General features: G+C 63.4%; 15 protein-coding genes, 1 tRNA gene and 2 rRNA genes. 9 read left to right on the plus strand and 9 right to left on the minus strand.

The window, feature by feature from the left end:
- The first annotated feature begins 195 nt into the window (after positions 1 to 195).
- The 3 genes from CLM60_RS00045 (at position 196) to CLM60_RS00055 (ending at position 3,345) form a co-directional block, all read left to right on the plus strand.
- Positions 196 to 3,024, plus strand: a 23S ribosomal RNA gene (locus CLM60_RS00045).
- Positions 3,025 to 3,106: 82 nt separating this feature from the next.
- Positions 3,107 to 3,221: ribosomal RNA gene (rrf, locus tag CLM60_RS00050) — 5S ribosomal RNA — on the plus strand.
- A 47-nt stretch (positions 3,222 to 3,268) separates the two neighbouring features.
- A tRNA-Met gene (locus CLM60_RS00055) sits at positions 3,269 to 3,345 on the plus strand.
- Positions 3,346 to 3,384: 39 nt separating this feature from the next.
- Here CLM60_RS00055 and CLM60_RS00060 read toward each other — a convergent pair.
- The 9 genes from CLM60_RS00060 to CLM60_RS00100 all read right to left on the minus strand — a co-directional run bounded on the left by CLM60_RS00060 (position 3,385) and on the right by CLM60_RS00100 (position 10,923).
- Positions 3,385 to 3,894, minus strand: coding sequence for a DUF3299 domain-containing protein (locus CLM60_RS00060; protein WP_095587230.1), 510 nt, complete (start codon positions 3,892 to 3,894; stop codon positions 3,385 to 3,387).
- On the minus strand, positions 3,888 to 4,409 hold the full coding sequence (locus CLM60_RS00065) for a DUF3299 domain-containing protein (RefSeq protein WP_095587231.1): 522 nt from the start codon (positions 4,407 to 4,409) through the stop codon (positions 3,888 to 3,890). The genes CLM60_RS00060 and CLM60_RS00065 overlap by 7 nt, the downstream gene beginning before the upstream one ends.
- Complete coding sequence (locus CLM60_RS00070) at positions 4,409 to 5,659, minus strand: ABC transporter permease (protein WP_095587232.1); 1,251 nt, start codon at positions 5,657 to 5,659, stop codon at positions 4,409 to 4,411. Before CLM60_RS00070 ends, CLM60_RS00065 begins: the two co-directional genes overlap by 1 nt.
- Positions 5,656 to 6,351: an ABC transporter ATP-binding protein gene (locus CLM60_RS00075; protein WP_095587233.1), complete on the minus strand. Its 696-nt coding sequence runs from the start codon at positions 6,349 to 6,351 to the stop codon at positions 5,656 to 5,658. The genes CLM60_RS00070 and CLM60_RS00075 overlap by 4 nt, the downstream gene beginning before the upstream one ends.
- Position 6,352: 1 nt before the next feature.
- Positions 6,353 to 6,949, minus strand: coding sequence for a zinc uptake protein ZrgA (gene zrgA, locus CLM60_RS00080; RefSeq protein WP_095587387.1), 597 nt, complete (start codon positions 6,947 to 6,949; stop codon positions 6,353 to 6,355).
- Between the two features lie 163 nt (positions 6,950 to 7,112).
- A complete protein-coding gene (locus tag CLM60_RS00085; protein ID WP_095587234.1) occupies positions 7,113 to 7,916 on the minus strand; it encodes a heme ABC transporter ATP-binding protein in 804 nt (267 codons plus the stop codon).
- 6 nt (positions 7,917 to 7,922) lie between these two features.
- Positions 7,923 to 9,002: a FecCD family ABC transporter permease gene (locus tag CLM60_RS00090; RefSeq protein WP_095587235.1), complete on the minus strand. Its 1,080-nt coding sequence runs from the start codon at positions 9,000 to 9,002 to the stop codon at positions 7,923 to 7,925.
- 5 nt (positions 9,003 to 9,007) lie between these two features.
- The gene (locus CLM60_RS00095; protein WP_095587236.1) at positions 9,008 to 9,877 is read right to left on the minus strand and encodes a heme/hemin ABC transporter substrate-binding protein; all 870 of its coding nucleotides are present in this window, start codon (positions 9,875 to 9,877) and stop codon (positions 9,008 to 9,010) included.
- Positions 9,874 to 10,923 (minus strand): hemin-degrading factor, encoded by a 1,050-nt coding sequence (locus CLM60_RS00100; RefSeq protein WP_095587237.1) that lies wholly within the window; start codon positions 10,921 to 10,923, stop codon positions 9,874 to 9,876. The genes CLM60_RS00095 and CLM60_RS00100 overlap by 4 nt, the downstream gene beginning before the upstream one ends.
- Positions 10,924 to 11,153: 230 nt before the next feature.
- Here CLM60_RS00100 and CLM60_RS00105 point away from each other — a divergent pair, with 230 nt between their 5' ends.
- Genes CLM60_RS00105 through CLM60_RS00130 form a run of 6 tightly spaced genes read left to right on the plus strand, consistent with a single transcriptional unit; the run spans position 11,154 to position 16,070 of the window.
- Positions 11,154 to 13,217, plus strand: a complete 2,064-nt coding sequence (locus CLM60_RS00105) for a TonB-dependent receptor domain-containing protein (RefSeq protein ID WP_095587238.1) — start codon at positions 11,154 to 11,156, stop codon at positions 13,215 to 13,217.
- A 19-nt stretch (positions 13,218 to 13,236) separates the two neighbouring features.
- The gene (locus tag CLM60_RS00110; protein WP_245848068.1) at positions 13,237 to 13,695 is read left to right on the plus strand and encodes a hypothetical protein; all 459 of its coding nucleotides are present in this window, start codon (positions 13,237 to 13,239) and stop codon (positions 13,693 to 13,695) included.
- Positions 13,695 to 14,384: a MotA/TolQ/ExbB proton channel family protein gene (locus CLM60_RS00115; RefSeq protein WP_176473740.1), complete on the plus strand. Its 690-nt coding sequence runs from the start codon at positions 13,695 to 13,697 to the stop codon at positions 14,382 to 14,384. The genes CLM60_RS00110 and CLM60_RS00115 overlap by 1 nt, the downstream gene beginning before the upstream one ends.
- Before the next feature lie 31 nt (positions 14,385 to 14,415).
- A complete protein-coding gene (locus CLM60_RS00120) occupies positions 14,416 to 14,769 on the plus strand; it encodes a biopolymer transporter ExbD (RefSeq protein WP_095587389.1) in 354 nt (117 codons plus the stop codon).
- Complete coding sequence (locus CLM60_RS00125) at positions 14,770 to 15,159, plus strand: ExbD/TolR family protein (RefSeq protein ID WP_095587240.1); 390 nt, start codon at positions 14,770 to 14,772, stop codon at positions 15,157 to 15,159.
- Positions 15,156 to 16,070, plus strand: coding sequence for an energy transducer TonB (locus CLM60_RS00130; RefSeq protein WP_095587241.1), 915 nt, complete (start codon positions 15,156 to 15,158; stop codon positions 16,068 to 16,070). Before CLM60_RS00125 ends, CLM60_RS00130 begins: the two co-directional genes overlap by 4 nt.
- Position 16,071: the final 1 nt, after the last annotated feature.

Below are 16,071 nucleotides of genomic sequence, written 5' to 3' on the forward strand. Positions count from 1 at the left end.
TGGAACCGCGTATCCCTTCCGAAACGACGATGTTGTCCAAGTCAAGTACACTAACCTGATGTGATCGGAAGATCGCATCATGTCCGCCTTCACGAACCAGGAAGGCGGGCGGGAAAATGTATGACTTCTGATCCGGAGCGCCGTTCGATCGGCACGAAGTTTGGCCCTGCCAAGAGCCTTGCTTTTTCTGGATCAGATCAAGCGCGAGAAGGGCGTTTGGTGGATGCCTTGGCAGTAAGAGGCGATGAAGGACGTGATACTCTGCGATAAGCTATGGGGAGCCGAGAATAGGCTTTGATCCATGGATTTCCGAATGGGGCAACCCACTTGATATTCCACTATTGTTGACCGCAAGGTCATTCAATAGCGGGGTAAACCAAGTACTTATTACCTGAATATATAGGGTTTTAAGAGCAAACCCGGGGAACTGAAACATCTAAGTACCCGGAGGAAAGGACAGCAATAGCTACTCCCCTAGTAGCGGCGAGCGAACGGGGACCAGCCGAGACCGATAAGTGACCAGAACCTGTTGGGAAGCAGGGCCATAGCGGGTGATAGCCCCGTATGGGAAGCTTTGAGGTACGTATTAAGTAGGGCGGGACACGTGAAATCCTGTCTGAAGATCGGAGGACCACCTTCGAAGGCTAAGTACTCCTTACTGACCGATAGCGAACCAGTACCGTGAGGGAAAGGTGAAAAGCACCCCGACGAGGGGAGTGAAACAGTACCTGAAACCGAACGCCTACAATCAGTCGGAGGCTCCTTGCGAGCTGACGGCGTACCTTTTGTATAATGGGTCATCGACTTGGTCTTACGAGCAAGCTTAAGCCGTTAGGTGTAGGCGCAGCGAAAGCGAGTCTTAATAGGGCGACAGAGTTCGTAGGATCAGACCCGAAACCGAGTGATCTAGGCATGGCCAGGTTGAAGGTAAGGTAACACTTACTGGAGGACCGAACCCACATCTGTTGAAAAAGATCGGGATGAGCTGTGCCTAGGGGTGAAAGGCCAATCAAACTCGGAGATAGCTGGTTCTCTGCGAAATCTATTTAGGTAGAGCGTCATCCGAATACCCCGGGGGGTAGAGCACTGGATGGGTAATGGGGCCCCACAGGCTTACTGATCCTAACCAAACTCCGAATACCCGGGAGTACTAGATGGCAGACACACGGCGGATGCTAACGTCCGTCGTGGAGAGGGAAACAACCCTGACCTCCAGCTAAGGCCCCCAATTCGTGGCTAAGTGGGAAAGCAGGTGGGACGACCAAAACAACCAGGAGGTTGGCTTAGAAGCAGCCATCCTTTAAAGATAGCGTAACAGCTCACTGGTCTAAACAAGTTGTCCTGCGGCGAAGATGTAACGGGGCTCAAGCCACGAGCCGAAGCTGAGGATGCCGTAAGGCATGGTAGCAGAGCGTAGTGTGATAAAACCCATTCCTCCTTCGATCCTTTCGGGGATCATTGGAGGACAGGGTTTGGCGATGAAGCCGGTCCGTGAGGAACGGTGGAGCGATCACTAGCGAGAATGATGACATGAGTAGCGACAAAGAGTGTGAGAGACACTCTCGCCGAAAGTCCAAGGGTTCCTGCTTAAAGCTAATCTGAGCAGGGTAAGCCGGCCCCTAAGTCGAGGCAGAAATGCGTAGACGATGGGAACTAGGTTAATATTCCTAGGCCAGGAGGATGTGACGGATCTCGACTGTTGTTCACCCTTATCGGATTGGGTGGGCCGCTGAGAGGTTCCTGGAAATAGCCCTCCATCAGACCGTACCCTAAACCGACACAGGTGGACTGGTAGAGCATACCAAGGCGCTTGAGAGAACGATGTTGAAGGAACTCGGCAAAATACCTCCGTAAGTTCGCGAGAAGGAGGCCCGGTTCCAAGGCAACTTGGAGCTGGGGGCACAAACCAGGGGGTGGCGACTGTTTACTAAAAACACAGGGCTCTGCGAAGTCGCAAGACGACGTATAGGGTCTGACGCCTGCCCGGTGCCTGAAGGTTAAAAGGAGGGGTGCAAGCTCCGAATTGAAGCCCAGGTAAACGGCGGCCGTAACTATAACGGTCCTAAGGTAGCGAAATTCCTTGTCGGGTAAGTTCCGACCTGCACGAATGGCGTAACGACTTCCCCGCTGTCTCCAACATCGACTCAGCGAAATTGAATTGCCTGTCAAGATGCAGGCTTCCCGCGGTTAGACGGAAAGACCCCGTGCACCTTTACTACAGCTTCACACTGGCATCAGGCACAACATGTGCAGGATAGGTGGTAGGCTTCGAAGCAGGAACGCCAGTTCCTGTGGAGCCTCCCTTGAGATACCACCCTTGTTCTGCTTGATGTCTAACCGCGCACCGTTATCCGGTGCCGGGACCCTGTGTGGCGGGTAGTTTGACTGGGGCGGTCGCCTCCTAAAGAGTAACGGAGGCGCGCGAAGGTTGGCTCAGAGCGGTCGGAAATCGCTCGTTGAGTGCAATGGCAGAAGCCAGCCTGACTGCGAGACTGACAAGTCGAGCAGAGTCGAAAGACGGCCATAGTGATCCGGTGGTCCCGCGTGGAAGGGCCATCGCTCAACGGATAAAAGGTACGCCGGGGATAACAGGCTGATACTGCCCAAGAGTCCATATCGACGGCAGTGTTTGGCACCTCGATGTCGGCTCATCTCATCCTGGGGCTGGAGCAGGTCCCAAGGGTACGGCTGTTCGCCGTTTAAAGAGGTACGTGAGCTGGGTTTAGAACGTCGTGAGACAGTTCGGTCCCTATCTGCCGTGGGTGTAGGATACTTGAGAGGAGTTGCCCCTAGTACGAGAGGACCGGGGTGAACGATCCACTGGTGGACCTGTTATCGTGCCAACGGTAGTGCAGGGTAGCTATGATCGGACAGGATAACCGCTGAAGGCATCTAAGCGGGAAGCCCCCCTCAAAACAAGGTATCCCTGAGGACCGAGGTAGACCACCTCGTCGATAGGCCGGAGATGTAAGCGCAGCAATGCGTTCAGTTGACCGGTACTAATTGTCCGATAGGCTTGATTTGATCCAGTAATAGCAAGGCTAATACTGGTCAGAAGCATACACAAAACACACATGTACTTGACTTGACTTGGTTTTTTCCTCGGTTTGGTGGTCACAGCGCCAGAGAAACACCCGATCCCATCCCGAACTCGGCCGTTAAGCTCGGTTGCGCCGATGGTACTGCGTCTCAAGACGTGGGAGAGTAGGTCACCGCCAAACCTAGAAAAAAACCAATAATCTCTCTAAACGACAAAAATCGACAGTGACGCGGGATGGAGCAGCCCGGTAGCTCGTCAGGCTCATAACCTGAAGGTCGTAGGTTCAAATCCTACTCCCGCAACCAGTCGATAAAAAAGCTAGATCATCCCGACGCAAAACGCGCCTAACCGCCGTAAGCCTCAATCCGGTCCGCAGATAGCGCATAGCCGATATCCGCAAGCTGCGTCGAAACCGGCGCGGAACCAAACATCCCCGTAACCGTAACCGCATCAAAAAGACCATCGCTTTCAAACGGGTCCGCGGTCGTCACAAAAACCAGTTGATTGGAAGGCGGCGGCGGGACGTGCACGCAGGCGCCCACATAGGGCACCAGGATGAAGGCGACGACGCCGGTGCCGCGATGATCCACCGGCACCACGAAACCCGAAAGCCGCACGACTTGGCCGTTCCAGTCGTCACGCAGGCCGGTCGATGCCGGTTGCTGGCTGGACAGGGGCGTATCGGGGTGGTCGACGAGGCCGCGCAGAACCGGCGTCTGGTGCAGGGGCGTCTTGGGTAACAGGTCTTCCCATTCCAGGTCGATGACCTGCTCTGCCCGCGCAAATGCCGGGGCCAGTGCCGATGCTGCCAACCCGGTCAGGACCGCGCGCCGATGCGGGCGGCGCTTTACCATTCATAGACCTCCATCGCCTCGGCGCGGATCGCATAGCCGGTCTGGCCCAGATCGGTCGATTGCAGTTGCGTGCTGATGGTGCCCGTCACCCAGACGGGATCCCACAGCTCATCCCCCGGCCAGGGCGTGTCGCTGTGGACCACGACCAGCTGGTTGGCCGGTGGTGGTGGCGTGTGGATGCAGGCGCCGACATAAGGCACCAGCATGAAATCCCGCACCCCGTCCGCCGCGACATCGAAGGGAATGATGAAACCCGGCATCTTGATGTAAAGCCCGTCCAGCGCCGCGTTCAGCTTGATGCCGTTGGCGTCATAGATCGGGTTCCAGGTGTCGTTGAGCATGTCCATCTCGCCCTCGCCGATGATCTCGGAATAGGGGACGCCGGGGGGGATCAGATCCTCCCACATGATTTCACGCGCGGTTTTGGCCATCGCGGCGACGGGCGCAAGGGCGGTCGCCGACAACAGCAAAAGTGCGGATCTGCGGTTCAGCAAAGGGGGCCTCGGATTCTGCATCAGCTTTTCACCATCATACCATCGGCCAGGGACAATCTATAGGCGCGAAAGGCCGGGACCAGGCTGACCAGTGCGCCGGCCGCGACCACCCCCGCCAGCACCAGCCCCTCGCGTAGCGACGGTGCGTCGATGGGCAGCCACAGGCCAAACGCGCTGTCCAGAACCGGCTGGGCCACGAACAGCCCGGCATAAAGCAGCGCCAGCCCCAAAACCGCGCCCATCGCGGCGGTCAGCATCGCCTCGATCACCAACAGGCCGAAGATCGTACCGGGCCGCGCGCCCATCGCGCGAAAGATCGCCATCTCGCGGCGGCGTTCGTTCAGGCTGGAAAAGATCGTGGCCATCATCCCGATCAGGGCCGTGACCACCACCATGGCCGAGACCGCCAGCAAAGCGGTTTCGGCGATGCCGACGATGGCCCAAAGCTCTTGCAGGGCGACACCGGGCAGAACGGCCAGAAGCGGCTCTTGCGGGTATTCATTGATCGCGCGTTGCAGGCGAAAGGTCTGCAGCGGGCTTTGCACACCGATCAGCGCGGCGGTGACCGCCTTGGGCGTCAGGTCCATCTGGCGGATGACGTCGACGGGTGTGGACTGACCGGGGATCTGGGCGCCGCTGCGCCAGTCGACATGGATCGCCTCGATCGCCTGAAGGCTGACAATCACGGTGCGGTCGACCGGCGTGCCGGTCTTGGCCAGGATGCCCGAGATGCGGAACGGCTGATCCTTGTGTTCGGTGAATGACGCCAGCCCATGCGCCACGACGATCGGGTCCCCCACGCGGTAACCCAGCGTGGCGGCGACATCGGCGCCGATCACGGTGTCGAACAGGTCGTCCATCACCGCGCCCTGGGCAATCGCAAGCGACCTGCCCTGGCGGTACTTGTAGCGGTCGAAGAATTCGCGCGTCGTGCCCATGACCCGGAACTGGCGGTGACTGTCCCCCAGCGAGATCGGCACGATCCAGTCGATCTCGGGCCGGGCGGCGATGTCCTGATAGCTTTGCCAGGTCACGTTGTTCGTCGCATTGCCGATGCGGAACACGGAATAAAGCAGCAGCTGCACCGAGCCCGACCGCGCGCCGACGATCAGGTCGGTGCCCGAGATCGTGTCGGCAAAGCTGGCCTTGGCCCCGGTGCGGACCTTTTCCACCCCCAGAAACAGCATGACCGACAGCGCAATCGCCAAAATGGTCATGCCCACGGTCAGGGCGCGCGCGAAAAGCGATGCAAGGGCCAGGCGCAGGATCATGCGGCGGCCCGTGTGATGCGGGCGATATCGGTGATCCCGACAACGCGGTCGAACCTGTCCCCCAGTCGCGGATCGTGGCTGACCATCAGAAGCGCGGTGTTTTGCGCCGCTTTCTGCTGGAACAGAAGATCAAGAAAGGCCGCCTGGCTGTTGGCGTCCAGCGCCGATGTCGGTTCGTCCGCGACGATCAGCGGCGGCTGACCGATCAGGGCCCGGGCGACGGCGACGCGCTGTTGCTGCCCCACGCTCAGGGTATGGGCCTTGGCGGTAAAGACATCGCCCGGCAGGCCAAGCGCGGTGCAGATCGCGGCGGCGTCGGCCCGCGCATCCGCGACACGCCCGCGCCGCTGTGGCGCAAAGCGCAGCGGCAGCAGGATGTTGTCGACGACCGAGCCGAAGGGCAGCAGGTTGAACTGTTGGAAGATCACCCCGATCTGTTCGGCGCGGAACCTGTCCCGGCCCGCGCCGCTCAGGCCGGTGATGTCCGTTCCGTTCACCAGAATCGTGCCCGATTCCGGCAACAAGGTGCCGCAGATCAGTGACAGAAGGGTGGATTTGCCCGCGCCGCTATCGCCCAGCAGCAGGACGGATTCCCCCGCCGCGACGCTGAAATCGGGCACCGACAGCGCAAAGCCCGCCCGGCCCGGCCAGCGGAATGTCACGCCCGACAGTTTCAGGACCGGCTGCGTCACGTCAGAACAGGCTGCGCAGGTCCAGCGTGGGCGCGTCGCGTTCGACCTCGAACGCCTGCGCGCCAGAGGGGCCGAGGATCTGAACCTCGACCTCGCGCGCGTTTTCGAACCTGTCGAAATAGGCGAATGCGATCTCGGTCAGCGCCTGCGGATTGGCGCAGGTCAGGGTGTACTGGGCGTGGAATTCGGTATGCCCGGCCTCTTCTGCGTGTTCTTCATGATCCTCGTGCTCATGTACGTCTTCGTGCTCATGTTCATCGTGATCATGGTCACCATGCGCCTCGTACTCGGACTCGAGCGCGGCGCTGGCCTGGGTGACGGAACAGCCCGCCTCGGCCGGCATCACGAACAGGTCCAGCGGGGTGGCAAGCGTTGCCACTGCCGCATCCACGGCGGCGCGGTCGGCCTCGCTTTGTGCGGCGTATTCGAACCCCACGATATCGGCGCCGGGGGCGCTGAATTCCATGGCGACGGTCGTGCCGTCGATCGCGATGTACAGGGCGCCGACGCCGTGTTCATGGGCGTCCATGTGGCGCGTATCCTGGGCCAGGGCCGGGGTGGCGGCCAGAAGGGCAATCAGGGAAATCGTCTGTTTCATGGGATGTCCGTTCAAATGGAATGCAACATGTTCAGCCGGGGCGGCGGGCCATTCCCCCATGGGCGGTGACGCGCCTGACCTTTGGCATTTCAGGATTGTTATTTTATAATATAACAGAACGCAAGCACCCGACCCGCGCCAGATGCGCGCGGGCCAAGGACGGTCAGGGCCTGTGCGCCGGGCCCGGGCCGGTCGATGCGGTGTGCGGTAACAGAAAGGTGCTGTCGAAAACCGGTGTTTCATTCACACGCAGCGCACAGCCATAGGCCACGGACAGGTCGTGATCGTTGAACACCTTGGCCGGTGTGTCCTGCCGCACCAGCGCGCCGTTGTGGATCAGCGCGACACTGTCGGCGAACATCGCCGTCAGGTTCAGATCGTGCATCACCGCAACCACCCCGCCGCCGGCTTTGGCATAGTCATGGGCCAGCTGCATCACCGTCAGCTGGTGCCCGATATCCAGGCTGGCGACCGGTTCGTCCAGAAACAGCCAGCGCGGCTCGCCCGCGACGACCGGCTCCCAGATCTGGCACAGGACACGGGCCAGCTGCACGCGCTGCTGCTCGCCGCCCGACAGCTCCTGATAGAACCGGCCTTCGAACCCGGCCAGGTCGACCGCGGCCAGCGCCCGGTGGGGCAGGGCGGCGCGGTCGGCGCCGATCCCCGCGATCAGGCCCAGGCGCACGACCTCGAGCACGGTAAAGGGAAAGGCCATGGGCGTGGATTGCGGCAGCACCCCGCGCGTGGCGGCCAGTTTCCAGGGCGGGGTGGTGCGGATATCGTGCCGCGACAGGGAGATCGCGCCGTCGAATTCCACATCCCCCGTCAGCGCCCGCAGCAGGGTCGTCTTGCCCGACCCGTTGGGGCCGACAATCGCCGTCAGCTCGCCCGGGCGGGCGGTAAAGGTCAGGTCGCGCAGCACCTGATTGTCGCCCAGTCGAACACCGATATCCTTCGCGATCAACATGTGCCCTCACATATCCAGAATGCCGCGCCGCCGCAGCAGGATCCACAGGAAGAACGGCGCGCCGATCACTGCGGTGATGATCCCGATCGGCAGCTCGGCCGGGGCGACCATCGTGCGGCTGATCACATCGGCCAGCAACAGCAGGGACGCCCCCAGCAGCGCCGCGTTCGGCAGCAGGAACCGGTGGTCAGGCCCGATCACCAGGCGCAGCAGGTGCGGCACCACGATGCCGACGAACCCGATCCCGCCCGATATCGCCACCGCTGCCCCGGTCAGCGCGGCCACCCCCAGGATCGACAGGTTCTTGACCCGCTGCACCGGGATGCCCAGATGCCCGGCCGCGGCCTCGCCCAGGGCCAGCCCGTTCAGGCCGGTCGACAAAAGCGGCGCGGCCAGCAGCAACAGCACGATCATCGGCCCGGCGGCAAAGACCTTGGACCATGTCGCGCCGCCCAGCGATCCCAGCGACCAGAAGGTCAGGTCGCGCAGCTGTGCGTCATCGGCGATGAAGATCAGCATCCCCGCCATGGCGTTCGTCATCGCCCCCAGCGCGATCCCCGCCAGCAGCATCGTCGCGACCGAGGTCCGCCCGCGCCGCGTCGACACGCGGTAAAGCACCATCGTCGCCGCCCAGGCCCCGATGAAGGCCGCCGCCGGAACGGTGTAATAGCCCAGGAAATCGGCCATGCGCGCGGGCAGATAGCCGCCCAGCACGATGGCGCAGATCGCCCCCAGCGATGCGCCGGAGCTGACCCCGATCAGCGCGGGATCGGCCAGCGGGTTGCGAAAGAGCCCCTGAAGCACCGCGCCCGAAACCGCAAGCCCGGCGCCGACCAGAACGCCCATCACCAGCCGGGGCATGCGGATGTCGAACAGCACGACCCGGTCGCGCAGCGACAGTTCGCGCCCCTGGACCCAATCGCCAAGCGCCGCCAGAAGCGAGGTATCCGACGCGCCATAGGTCAGGCTGAACAGGCTGATCCCGGCCAACAGGACCGACAGGGCCCAGAACAGCCGGCGCGCCAGCGGTGCACGGTCACCTTGCGTCTGCGTGGCGGCCGGCATGATGTGATCTGCAACGGCCATGCAACTCAGCCTTCCGATCCGTAAAGCGCGGCATTCAGGTCAAAGGCGGCCTGTGCCGTGCGCGGACCGAAACCCAACAGGTAAAGCCCGTTCATCGTCACGATCGCGCGCGACGCCGCAGCGGGGGTCGTGGCGATGGCGGGCATGGCCAGCACCTGTTCCACGGTGCCATGCCCGCCGCCGCGATCCATCATCAGGATGGCATCCGGCGCGGCGGCTGTGATCGCCTCGTCGGTGACGGGCTTATAGCCTTCGAACGCGTCAAGGGCGTTGATCGCGCCCGACAGCGCGATGATCCCGTCGGCAGCCGTCCCGCGCCCCGAGGCCATGATCCGCCCGCCCTGGGTCGACAGGATGAACATCACCCGTTTCTTGCCCTGCTGCGCGGCGGCCATCGCTTCGGCCGCCTGCAGGCTGGCCTCGGTCCGGGTGGCCAGTTCGGTGCCCTTGTCGGGCACGCCCAGCCGGTCGGCGACGGCCTGGATCTTGGCGGCGATGGCCGCGCGGTCGAACCCGTCGGGCACGGTCACGAAGGGCACGCGCGCCGCATCCAGAAGCGCGATGGTTTCCGGCGGGCCGGACCCCTCTTCGGCCAGGATCAGGTCGGGATCGACGGCCAGGATCCCCTCGGCCGACAGGCGGCGCATATAGCCCACATCGGCCAGCCACTGCGCCGCATCGGGATAGATCGATGTCGTGTCGCGGGCCACCAGCCGGTCCTGTTCGCCCAGGGCATAGATGATTTCGGTCAGCGACCCGCCGATGGATACCACCCGCTTGGCCGCAGGCTCTGCCGCGGCGGCTGCGGCGGCGAACACCACCAGGCACAAGGTCAGCGCCAGGTGCGTGCGCACGATCCCCGACGCGCCGCTCATTCCGCGGCCTCGACCGGTGCGGCCTGCGCGACCAGCGCGGCGACCATTTCGGCGAACGCATCGAAATGCGCGGGGTCTTCGCGCCGGGTGCCGAAGATCTGCAGGATCAGCATCCCGTCCTTGTCGAACGCCTCGACCGACAGGGCCGGTCCCTGGCGCGAGGATTTGGCGACCGCCACGACCTCGGCAATGTGATCGGCGCGCAGATGCAGGTTGAAGCCGGGATCCAGCACGTTCAGCCACGGCCCCATCGGTTTCACCGTGTCGACCGGCCCGCCATGGATCTGGATGCAGCCCATGTTGCCCACGAAGATCATCACGTGAATACCGGTGCCCGACAGGTTCGACAGCAGGGTATCGACCGCATCACCGGGCAGCGGCCGGACATAGGGCGCCCCGGCTATCCGGTAGGCGCCCAGCCGGTTCATCTTGAGCTTGCGCAGGATGCCCATGAACTGATGCGTGTCGGTCATCTGGTCCCATTCCGCGCGCAGCCGGTCGGCCTTGTCGGGATCGGCGCGGGGCGGTTCGGTGGGCACGCGCTCCGACAGGCTCAGATCGGCGGATTGATCGGCCAGCGCCAGCGCGGTGACCTGCTTCTGCCATTCCTGCAGATCGGATTCCTCGCGCAGGAAGATCTTGTGCACCGCATCGCCCGCCGCATCGAAGATCTGGACCGACCGCCGCGCGCCATCGTCGATGGCGAAGGCATGCACCCAGTGGCGGGGGAAGAAACGGCTGTCGATATCCTTGTTCACGACCATCGTGGCATGCTCGCCCCCGCGATAGTTTTCGAACACACCGACCTTTTCGATCACGCAGCTTTCATTGCGGGTCAGCGCCATCACCGGGCCCAGGTTCATGACATGCGCGATCACCCGGTCGGGATGCGCTTCGATTCGCGTCACCGTGTGGCCGATATCGGCGGCCACCAGCGCGGCCTCGGTGATCCCCAGCTTGGCCGCCAGGTCGCGGGCCCGCAATTTGTCGTTCTCGGCCCGCGCGGTGCGGATATCTTCTGCCGAAAGCCGGTTCTTCCCTGACATTCCAGAGCCTTTCCTTTGGGTGTTGGTGGAACCTTGCGCGCGGGCCGCGTGATCTTGGGCAACACGGATCGCTGGCTGGGTGAAAAGCGGGTGTGCCGCATTCAATAGTTGACAGAATTAATAGGTTTTTATAGGACGCGCAAGTCTCGCCGCATTCAGGCGACACACAAGACCGCGATCGCCAGCCCCGAGCAAGCATCCATACGCGAGCATAACAAGGGGAAGATATCATGGGTTTCCAAAAGAGAAGGCGCGTTCAACTGCTGTGTACCGTGGCCCTGTCGGGCCTGGCGGGCGCGGCGGCCGCGCAGGAACAGACCGACACGGGCGCAATGACGCAACTGGGCCGTGTCGTGCTGGGCGCAGGCGCCGAAAAGGTGGCGATCGACGTGCCGCAGTCGGTGTCGGTCGTGAACGAGGAAGAGATCGAGCGCGAACAGGCCGACACCGTGGGCGAGGTTCTGGACCGTCTGCCCGGCGTCACCGCCATCGGCTCGGAAAGCGTCTTTGGCGAAAGCTTCAACATCCGGGGCATCGGCGCGGGCGGATCGGCGGACGAGCCCAAGATCATCATGTCGATCAACGGCGTGAACAAGTATTACGAACAATACCGTCTTGGATCGTTCTTCGCCGATCCCGAGCTGTTCAAGCGGGTCGAGGTTCTGCGCGGGCCGGCATCGTCCACCCTGTACGGGTCGGGCGCCATCGGCGGCGTGATCGCGATGGAGGCCAAGGAAGCCTCCGATTTCCTGGACGGCGACGACAATTTCGCGGTGCGCCAAAAGCTGCAATATACCGATAACGGCAATGGGCGGCTCAGCTCGACCGCGTTGGCCTTCGCGCCCGATCAGCGGTTCGACGTGATGGCGGCCTTCGTGTTCCGCGATTCGGACAAGAAAGAGGATGGCGACGGGGTCGAACTGCCCGCGACAGAGTTCGAAACCCGCTCGCAGATGATCAACTCGGCCTATCGCTTCGGCAATGATGGCGCGCATCAGGCGCGGTTCTTCTTCGAGTCGTTCTATTCCGACGCCAAAAAGCAGGATTACAACCAGATTGACGGCGGCTGGGGCCAGGTCGACCGCACCTATGAGGATCAGACCGCACAGTTGATCTATACCTATAACCCGGCCGATAACGACCTGATCAACGCCGACCTGATGATCGAATATTCCGACACCACGGTCGAGATGGAAAACTGTGTCGGGTGTTTCCTGCCCGAGGCCGATTTCTCGTATTCCACCTGGACCTTCCAGGCCGAGAACGAGGCCGTCTGGTCCGGCGCGAACTATGAGAACATCCTGACCTTCGGCCTGTCGCATTCGGTGCAGGACCGTCAGGGTGAAACCGCCGCCGGCACCGGGATCAGCTATCACCCCGATGGCGAAACCACCACGACCGGCATCTATGCGCAGAACGAATTCATCTGGGATGACCGGCTGACCGTCATCGGCGGCCTGTGCTTCGACGAGATGACCCTCTCGCCCGGCCAGTTGATTACCGCGACCGATGACGACACCACCAAGGACGCGATGGCTGCGACCCTGGCGGTGCATTACAAGCTGAACGAGGCTTTCGCGGTCTTCGGATCGGCGGCCTATACCGAACGGCTGCCCACCATCGACGAGATGTACGACACCCGCACCCGGCCCACGCCCGCGCTGGGCACGCTGGACCCCGAGGAAAGCGAAAACTTCGAACTGGGCTTTTCCTTCACCCATCAGAACCTGTTGACGCAAAGCGACCGGTTCGATCTGAAAGCTACGGCGTTCCAGAACAACATGCGCAACCAGATCGTCAGCAATACCGCGGGCCTGAGCGTGGACGGGATCGTGCCGTCGCGCCTCAACCTGGACCGGACCCGTATTCAGGGGCTGGAGCTCGAGGCCGCCTATGCCTCGGATCTGTTCTTCGGTTCGCTGGCCTATACCCGCATGGACGGCAAGAACCTGAGCAATCCCGTTAGCGACAACGCCAAGCTCGAGGATACGATCCCCGCCGATACCATCGCGCTGACGCTGGGCCGGTACCTGCCGCAATGGGACATGAAACTGGGCTGGAGCCTGACCCATGCCAAGTCGAAATCCCGTGTCAGCGGCGGGACGACATTGGATGCGGATACCTATACCGTACATGATGTGTTCGCCAGCTGGACACCCGATCAGGGGATGTTCGCGGATGCCGAAATCCGGCTGGGCGTCGATAACGTCTTCGACAAGACCTATCGCAAACATCTGAATTCCAACAACTCCGCGGGGCGCAGCGTGTCGCTGACCCTGGCAAAAACCTTCTGAGCAGCAAAGGATAAAAAAGATGCACATTCCCGGCCGTGAAACCCTGCAATGCGCAAGCATCGTCCTGTCGTGTTTGGGGCTTGCGGCCGGCACTGGGCCGGTGTCGGCGGAGCAATCCGCCACACCAGCCCCTTTTCTTTCCATCGAATTGAACGGATCCGACCAGCATGGCGACGCCTGCCGCCTGACCTTTGTGGCGCGCAACCAGCTGGCGGCGGATCTGAACACCGCCGTGTTCGAAACGGTCCTGTTTTCGACCGACGGCGCGGTGTTGCAAATGACGCTTTTCGACTTTCAGGCCCTGCCCGCCGGGCGGCCCCGCGTGCGCCAGTTCGACGTGCCGGGCACCCAATGTGACGGCATTGCGCAGGTTCTGATCAACGGGGTGCACAGCTGCACCGGCGACGGCATCGCCAATGCCGATTGCGCCGCCGCGCTGCGCCCTGAAACCCGTACGAAAATCGAGGTTCTGGGATGATGCCTTTGGAACAGGCTTTCGCCGCGCTGCGCGGTTTCGTCGATCTGGGTGGCCCTGTTGTCGCCGTTCTGTTGGGGCTGTCGGTGCTGGCGCTGGCGGTTGTCCTGTTCAAGTTCTGGCAGTTCCACCGTGCCGGGGTCGGCCGCCGCGATGCGCTGAACCGGGCGCTGGGGGAATGGGATGCGGGATCGGTCGGGGGCGCGCGCAGCGCGGTCGCCGACAGCCCGAACCACCTGGCCCCGCTGCTGGCCGAGGCGATGTCCGCCGCCCGGTCCGATCAGGACGCCACGCGCCTGGCCGAGCGTCTCAACGCCCGCGCCGAGGCGCAACTGGCCCGGCTGGAAAGCGCCTTTCGGCTGCTGGACAGCATCGCGCAGATCGCGCCGCTTCTGGGGTTGTTCGGCACGGTTCTGGGCATGATCGAAGCGTTCCGCAAGCTGCAGGAGGCCGGATCGTCGGTCGACCCCTCACTGTTGGCGGGCGGGATCTGGGTGGCGCTGATGACCACCGCCGTGGGGCTGGCAGTGGCGATGCCCACATCGCTGATCCTGACCTGGCTGGAATCGCGCGTCTTCCGCGAACGGGTCTTTGCCGACAAGGCAATCCAGATGATCCTCTGCCCCGGCGACTTCGGCGCCGAAACGGCCACCGGAACGGCGCCCGCCGCCGCGCTGGGCCATGCGCACTAGGGGGGCTGCATTCCGGCGGCGGCGGATGTCGATGACCTCGCTCATCGACATCATCTTTCTGTTGCTGCTGTTTTTCATGCTGACATCGACCTTCACCCGCTATGCCGAGGTCGAGCTGATGAGCGCGGCCTCGGGCGCTGCGCCGTCGCAGGCCCGGCCGCTGTTTCTGCGGCTGACGCCCGAGGCGCTGTCGCTGAACGGCCAGCAGGTCGCGTTGGACGATCTGGGCGCGCGCCTGAGCGACCTGACCGCAGATGCCGCCGACGATGGTGCGCTGCTGCTGGTCAGCCCGGTGGGCGATGTGACGGCCCAGGGGCTGGTCGATGTCCTGACCCGTCTGCGCGATGTGCCGCATCTGGCGGTGCGTGTCCTGGGGGCCGGGTGAATGGCGCGTCATGTTCGGCACAAGCGCGTTTCCGAGCCGACGATCGCGCTTATCAACATCGTCTTCCTGATGCTGATCTTCTTCCTGATCGCGGGCAGTATCGCGCCGCCGTTGCAGCCCGATCTGACGCTGGTGTCGACCCGCGACCTTGCCGGGCGCGAGCCGCCCGATGCGCTGGTGATCGCCGCCGATGGGCGCAGCCTGTATCGCGGGGCCGAAATCACGCCCGAAGCCTTCCTGGAACAGGTTGCCGACGGGTCCGAGGCGCCCGAAATCCGCATCGTTCCCGACCGCGATCTGCCCGCCGCGCAGCTGCTGAAGATCGGCCGCGCGCTGCAACAGGCCGGTGCGGCCAAGCTGTTCGTCGTGACCGAAAGGGGGCTGGAATGATCGCCGGACCCAGACGCATCGCCGCGCTGGCGCTGGCCCTGTCGGTCGGCGCCCATCTGGCGGGGTTCGGTGTTCTTGGCGCGCCCGAGGGCATCGAGATTCAGGGCGGCGCGCCACAGACCGTCGCCATGCTGGGCGACAGCCTGGCCGATCTGGTGCCGACCACCACGCAGCCGGTGACGCAGGATGACACGCTGACGCCCACCGTTACCGAGCCCGCCGCCGCGCAGCCGGTCACGCCGCAGCGGGTCGTGCCGGAAAACACGGCGCAGGTGCCCCTGACCCCCGCCGCGCGCCCGGACGAGGTCGCGGCCCTGCCCGCCGGGACCGCCACCGACCCGGCCGAAATGCGCAAGCTGGATCCGGTGCAGCCTGCGCCCGACCGCATCACCGCGACCACACCGGTCGAGGTGCGCCAGCCCGACGCCGACACCCCGCGCCCGAAAACGCGCCCCGATCCGAAAGTCGCGAAAAAGGCCCCGCCAAAGCCCAAGCCCGCCAAGGCAGCCGAACCGGCTCGTCAAAAGGCCAAGCAGGCCACGACAAACAGCACCGCCACCGCCCGCAAGGGGCAGGCCGACGGCAAGACCAACGCACAGGCGGCGCGGTCCTCGGCCACCGCGGGGGCGGCCCGCGCGGCGGGCAATGCGGCTGTGTCGAACTATCCCGGCAAGGTCATGCGCAAGATCCAGCGCACCCGGAAAGAGCGGTCAGGCGGGCGCGGCACCGCCAAGGTGGGCTTTCGCGTCACGGCATCGGGGGCGGTTGCATCGGTGCGCATCCTGAAAAGCTCAGGGTCGCCCCGCGTCGATCAGAACGCCCTGCGCCATGTCCAGCGCGCGGCCCCCTTCCCGCCGCCGCCACAGGGCGCGCAGACCTCGTTCAGCATCGATTTCGTCAGCAAGGGCTGAA

Origin of the sequence: Actibacterium ureilyticum (assembly GCF_002285435.1) — a bacterium.
Lineage (GTDB): Bacteria > Pseudomonadota > Alphaproteobacteria > Rhodobacterales > Rhodobacteraceae > Actibacterium_C > Actibacterium_C ureilyticum.

Bases quoted from the DNA above. Each gene is read 5' to 3' on its own strand.
- CLM60_RS00095 (WP_095587236.1), bottom strand. From the start codon at position 9,877: ATGAGCGGCGCGTCGGGGATCGTGCGCACGCACCTGGCGCTGACCTTG.
- CLM60_RS00065 (WP_095587231.1), bottom strand. From the start codon at position 4,409: ATGCAGAATCCGAGGCCCCCTTTGCTGAACCGCAGATCCGCACTTTTG.
- CLM60_RS00125 (WP_095587240.1), top strand. From the start codon at position 14,770: ATGGCGCGTCATGTTCGGCACAAGCGCGTTTCCGAGCCGACGATCGCG.
- CLM60_RS00060 (WP_095587230.1), bottom strand. From the start codon at position 3,894: ATGGTAAAGCGCCGCCCGCATCGGCGCGCGGTCCTGACCGGGTTGGCA.
- CLM60_RS00090 (WP_095587235.1), bottom strand. From the start codon at position 9,002: ATGGCCGTTGCAGATCACATCATGCCGGCCGCCACGCAGACGCAAGGT.
- CLM60_RS00110 (WP_245848068.1), top strand. From the start codon at position 13,237: ATGCACATTCCCGGCCGTGAAACCCTGCAATGCGCAAGCATCGTCCTG.
- CLM60_RS00085 (WP_095587234.1), bottom strand. From the start codon at position 7,916: ATGTTGATCGCGAAGGATATCGGTGTTCGACTGGGCGACAATCAGGTG.
- zrgA (WP_095587387.1), bottom strand. From the start codon at position 6,949: ATGAAACAGACGATTTCCCTGATTGCCCTTCTGGCCGCCACCCCGGCC.
- CLM60_RS00070 (WP_095587232.1), bottom strand. From the start codon at position 5,659: ATGATCCTGCGCCTGGCCCTTGCATCGCTTTTCGCGCGCGCCCTGACC.
- CLM60_RS00105 (WP_095587238.1), top strand. From the start codon at position 11,154: ATGGGTTTCCAAAAGAGAAGGCGCGTTCAACTGCTGTGTACCGTGGCC.
- CLM60_RS00120 (WP_095587389.1), top strand. From the start codon at position 14,416: ATGACCTCGCTCATCGACATCATCTTTCTGTTGCTGCTGTTTTTCATG.
- CLM60_RS00115 (WP_176473740.1), top strand. From the start codon at position 13,695: ATGCCTTTGGAACAGGCTTTCGCCGCGCTGCGCGGTTTCGTCGATCTG.
- CLM60_RS00130 (WP_095587241.1), top strand. From the start codon at position 15,156: ATGATCGCCGGACCCAGACGCATCGCCGCGCTGGCGCTGGCCCTGTCG.
- CLM60_RS00100 (WP_095587237.1), bottom strand. From the start codon at position 10,923: ATGTCAGGGAAGAACCGGCTTTCGGCAGAAGATATCCGCACCGCGCGG.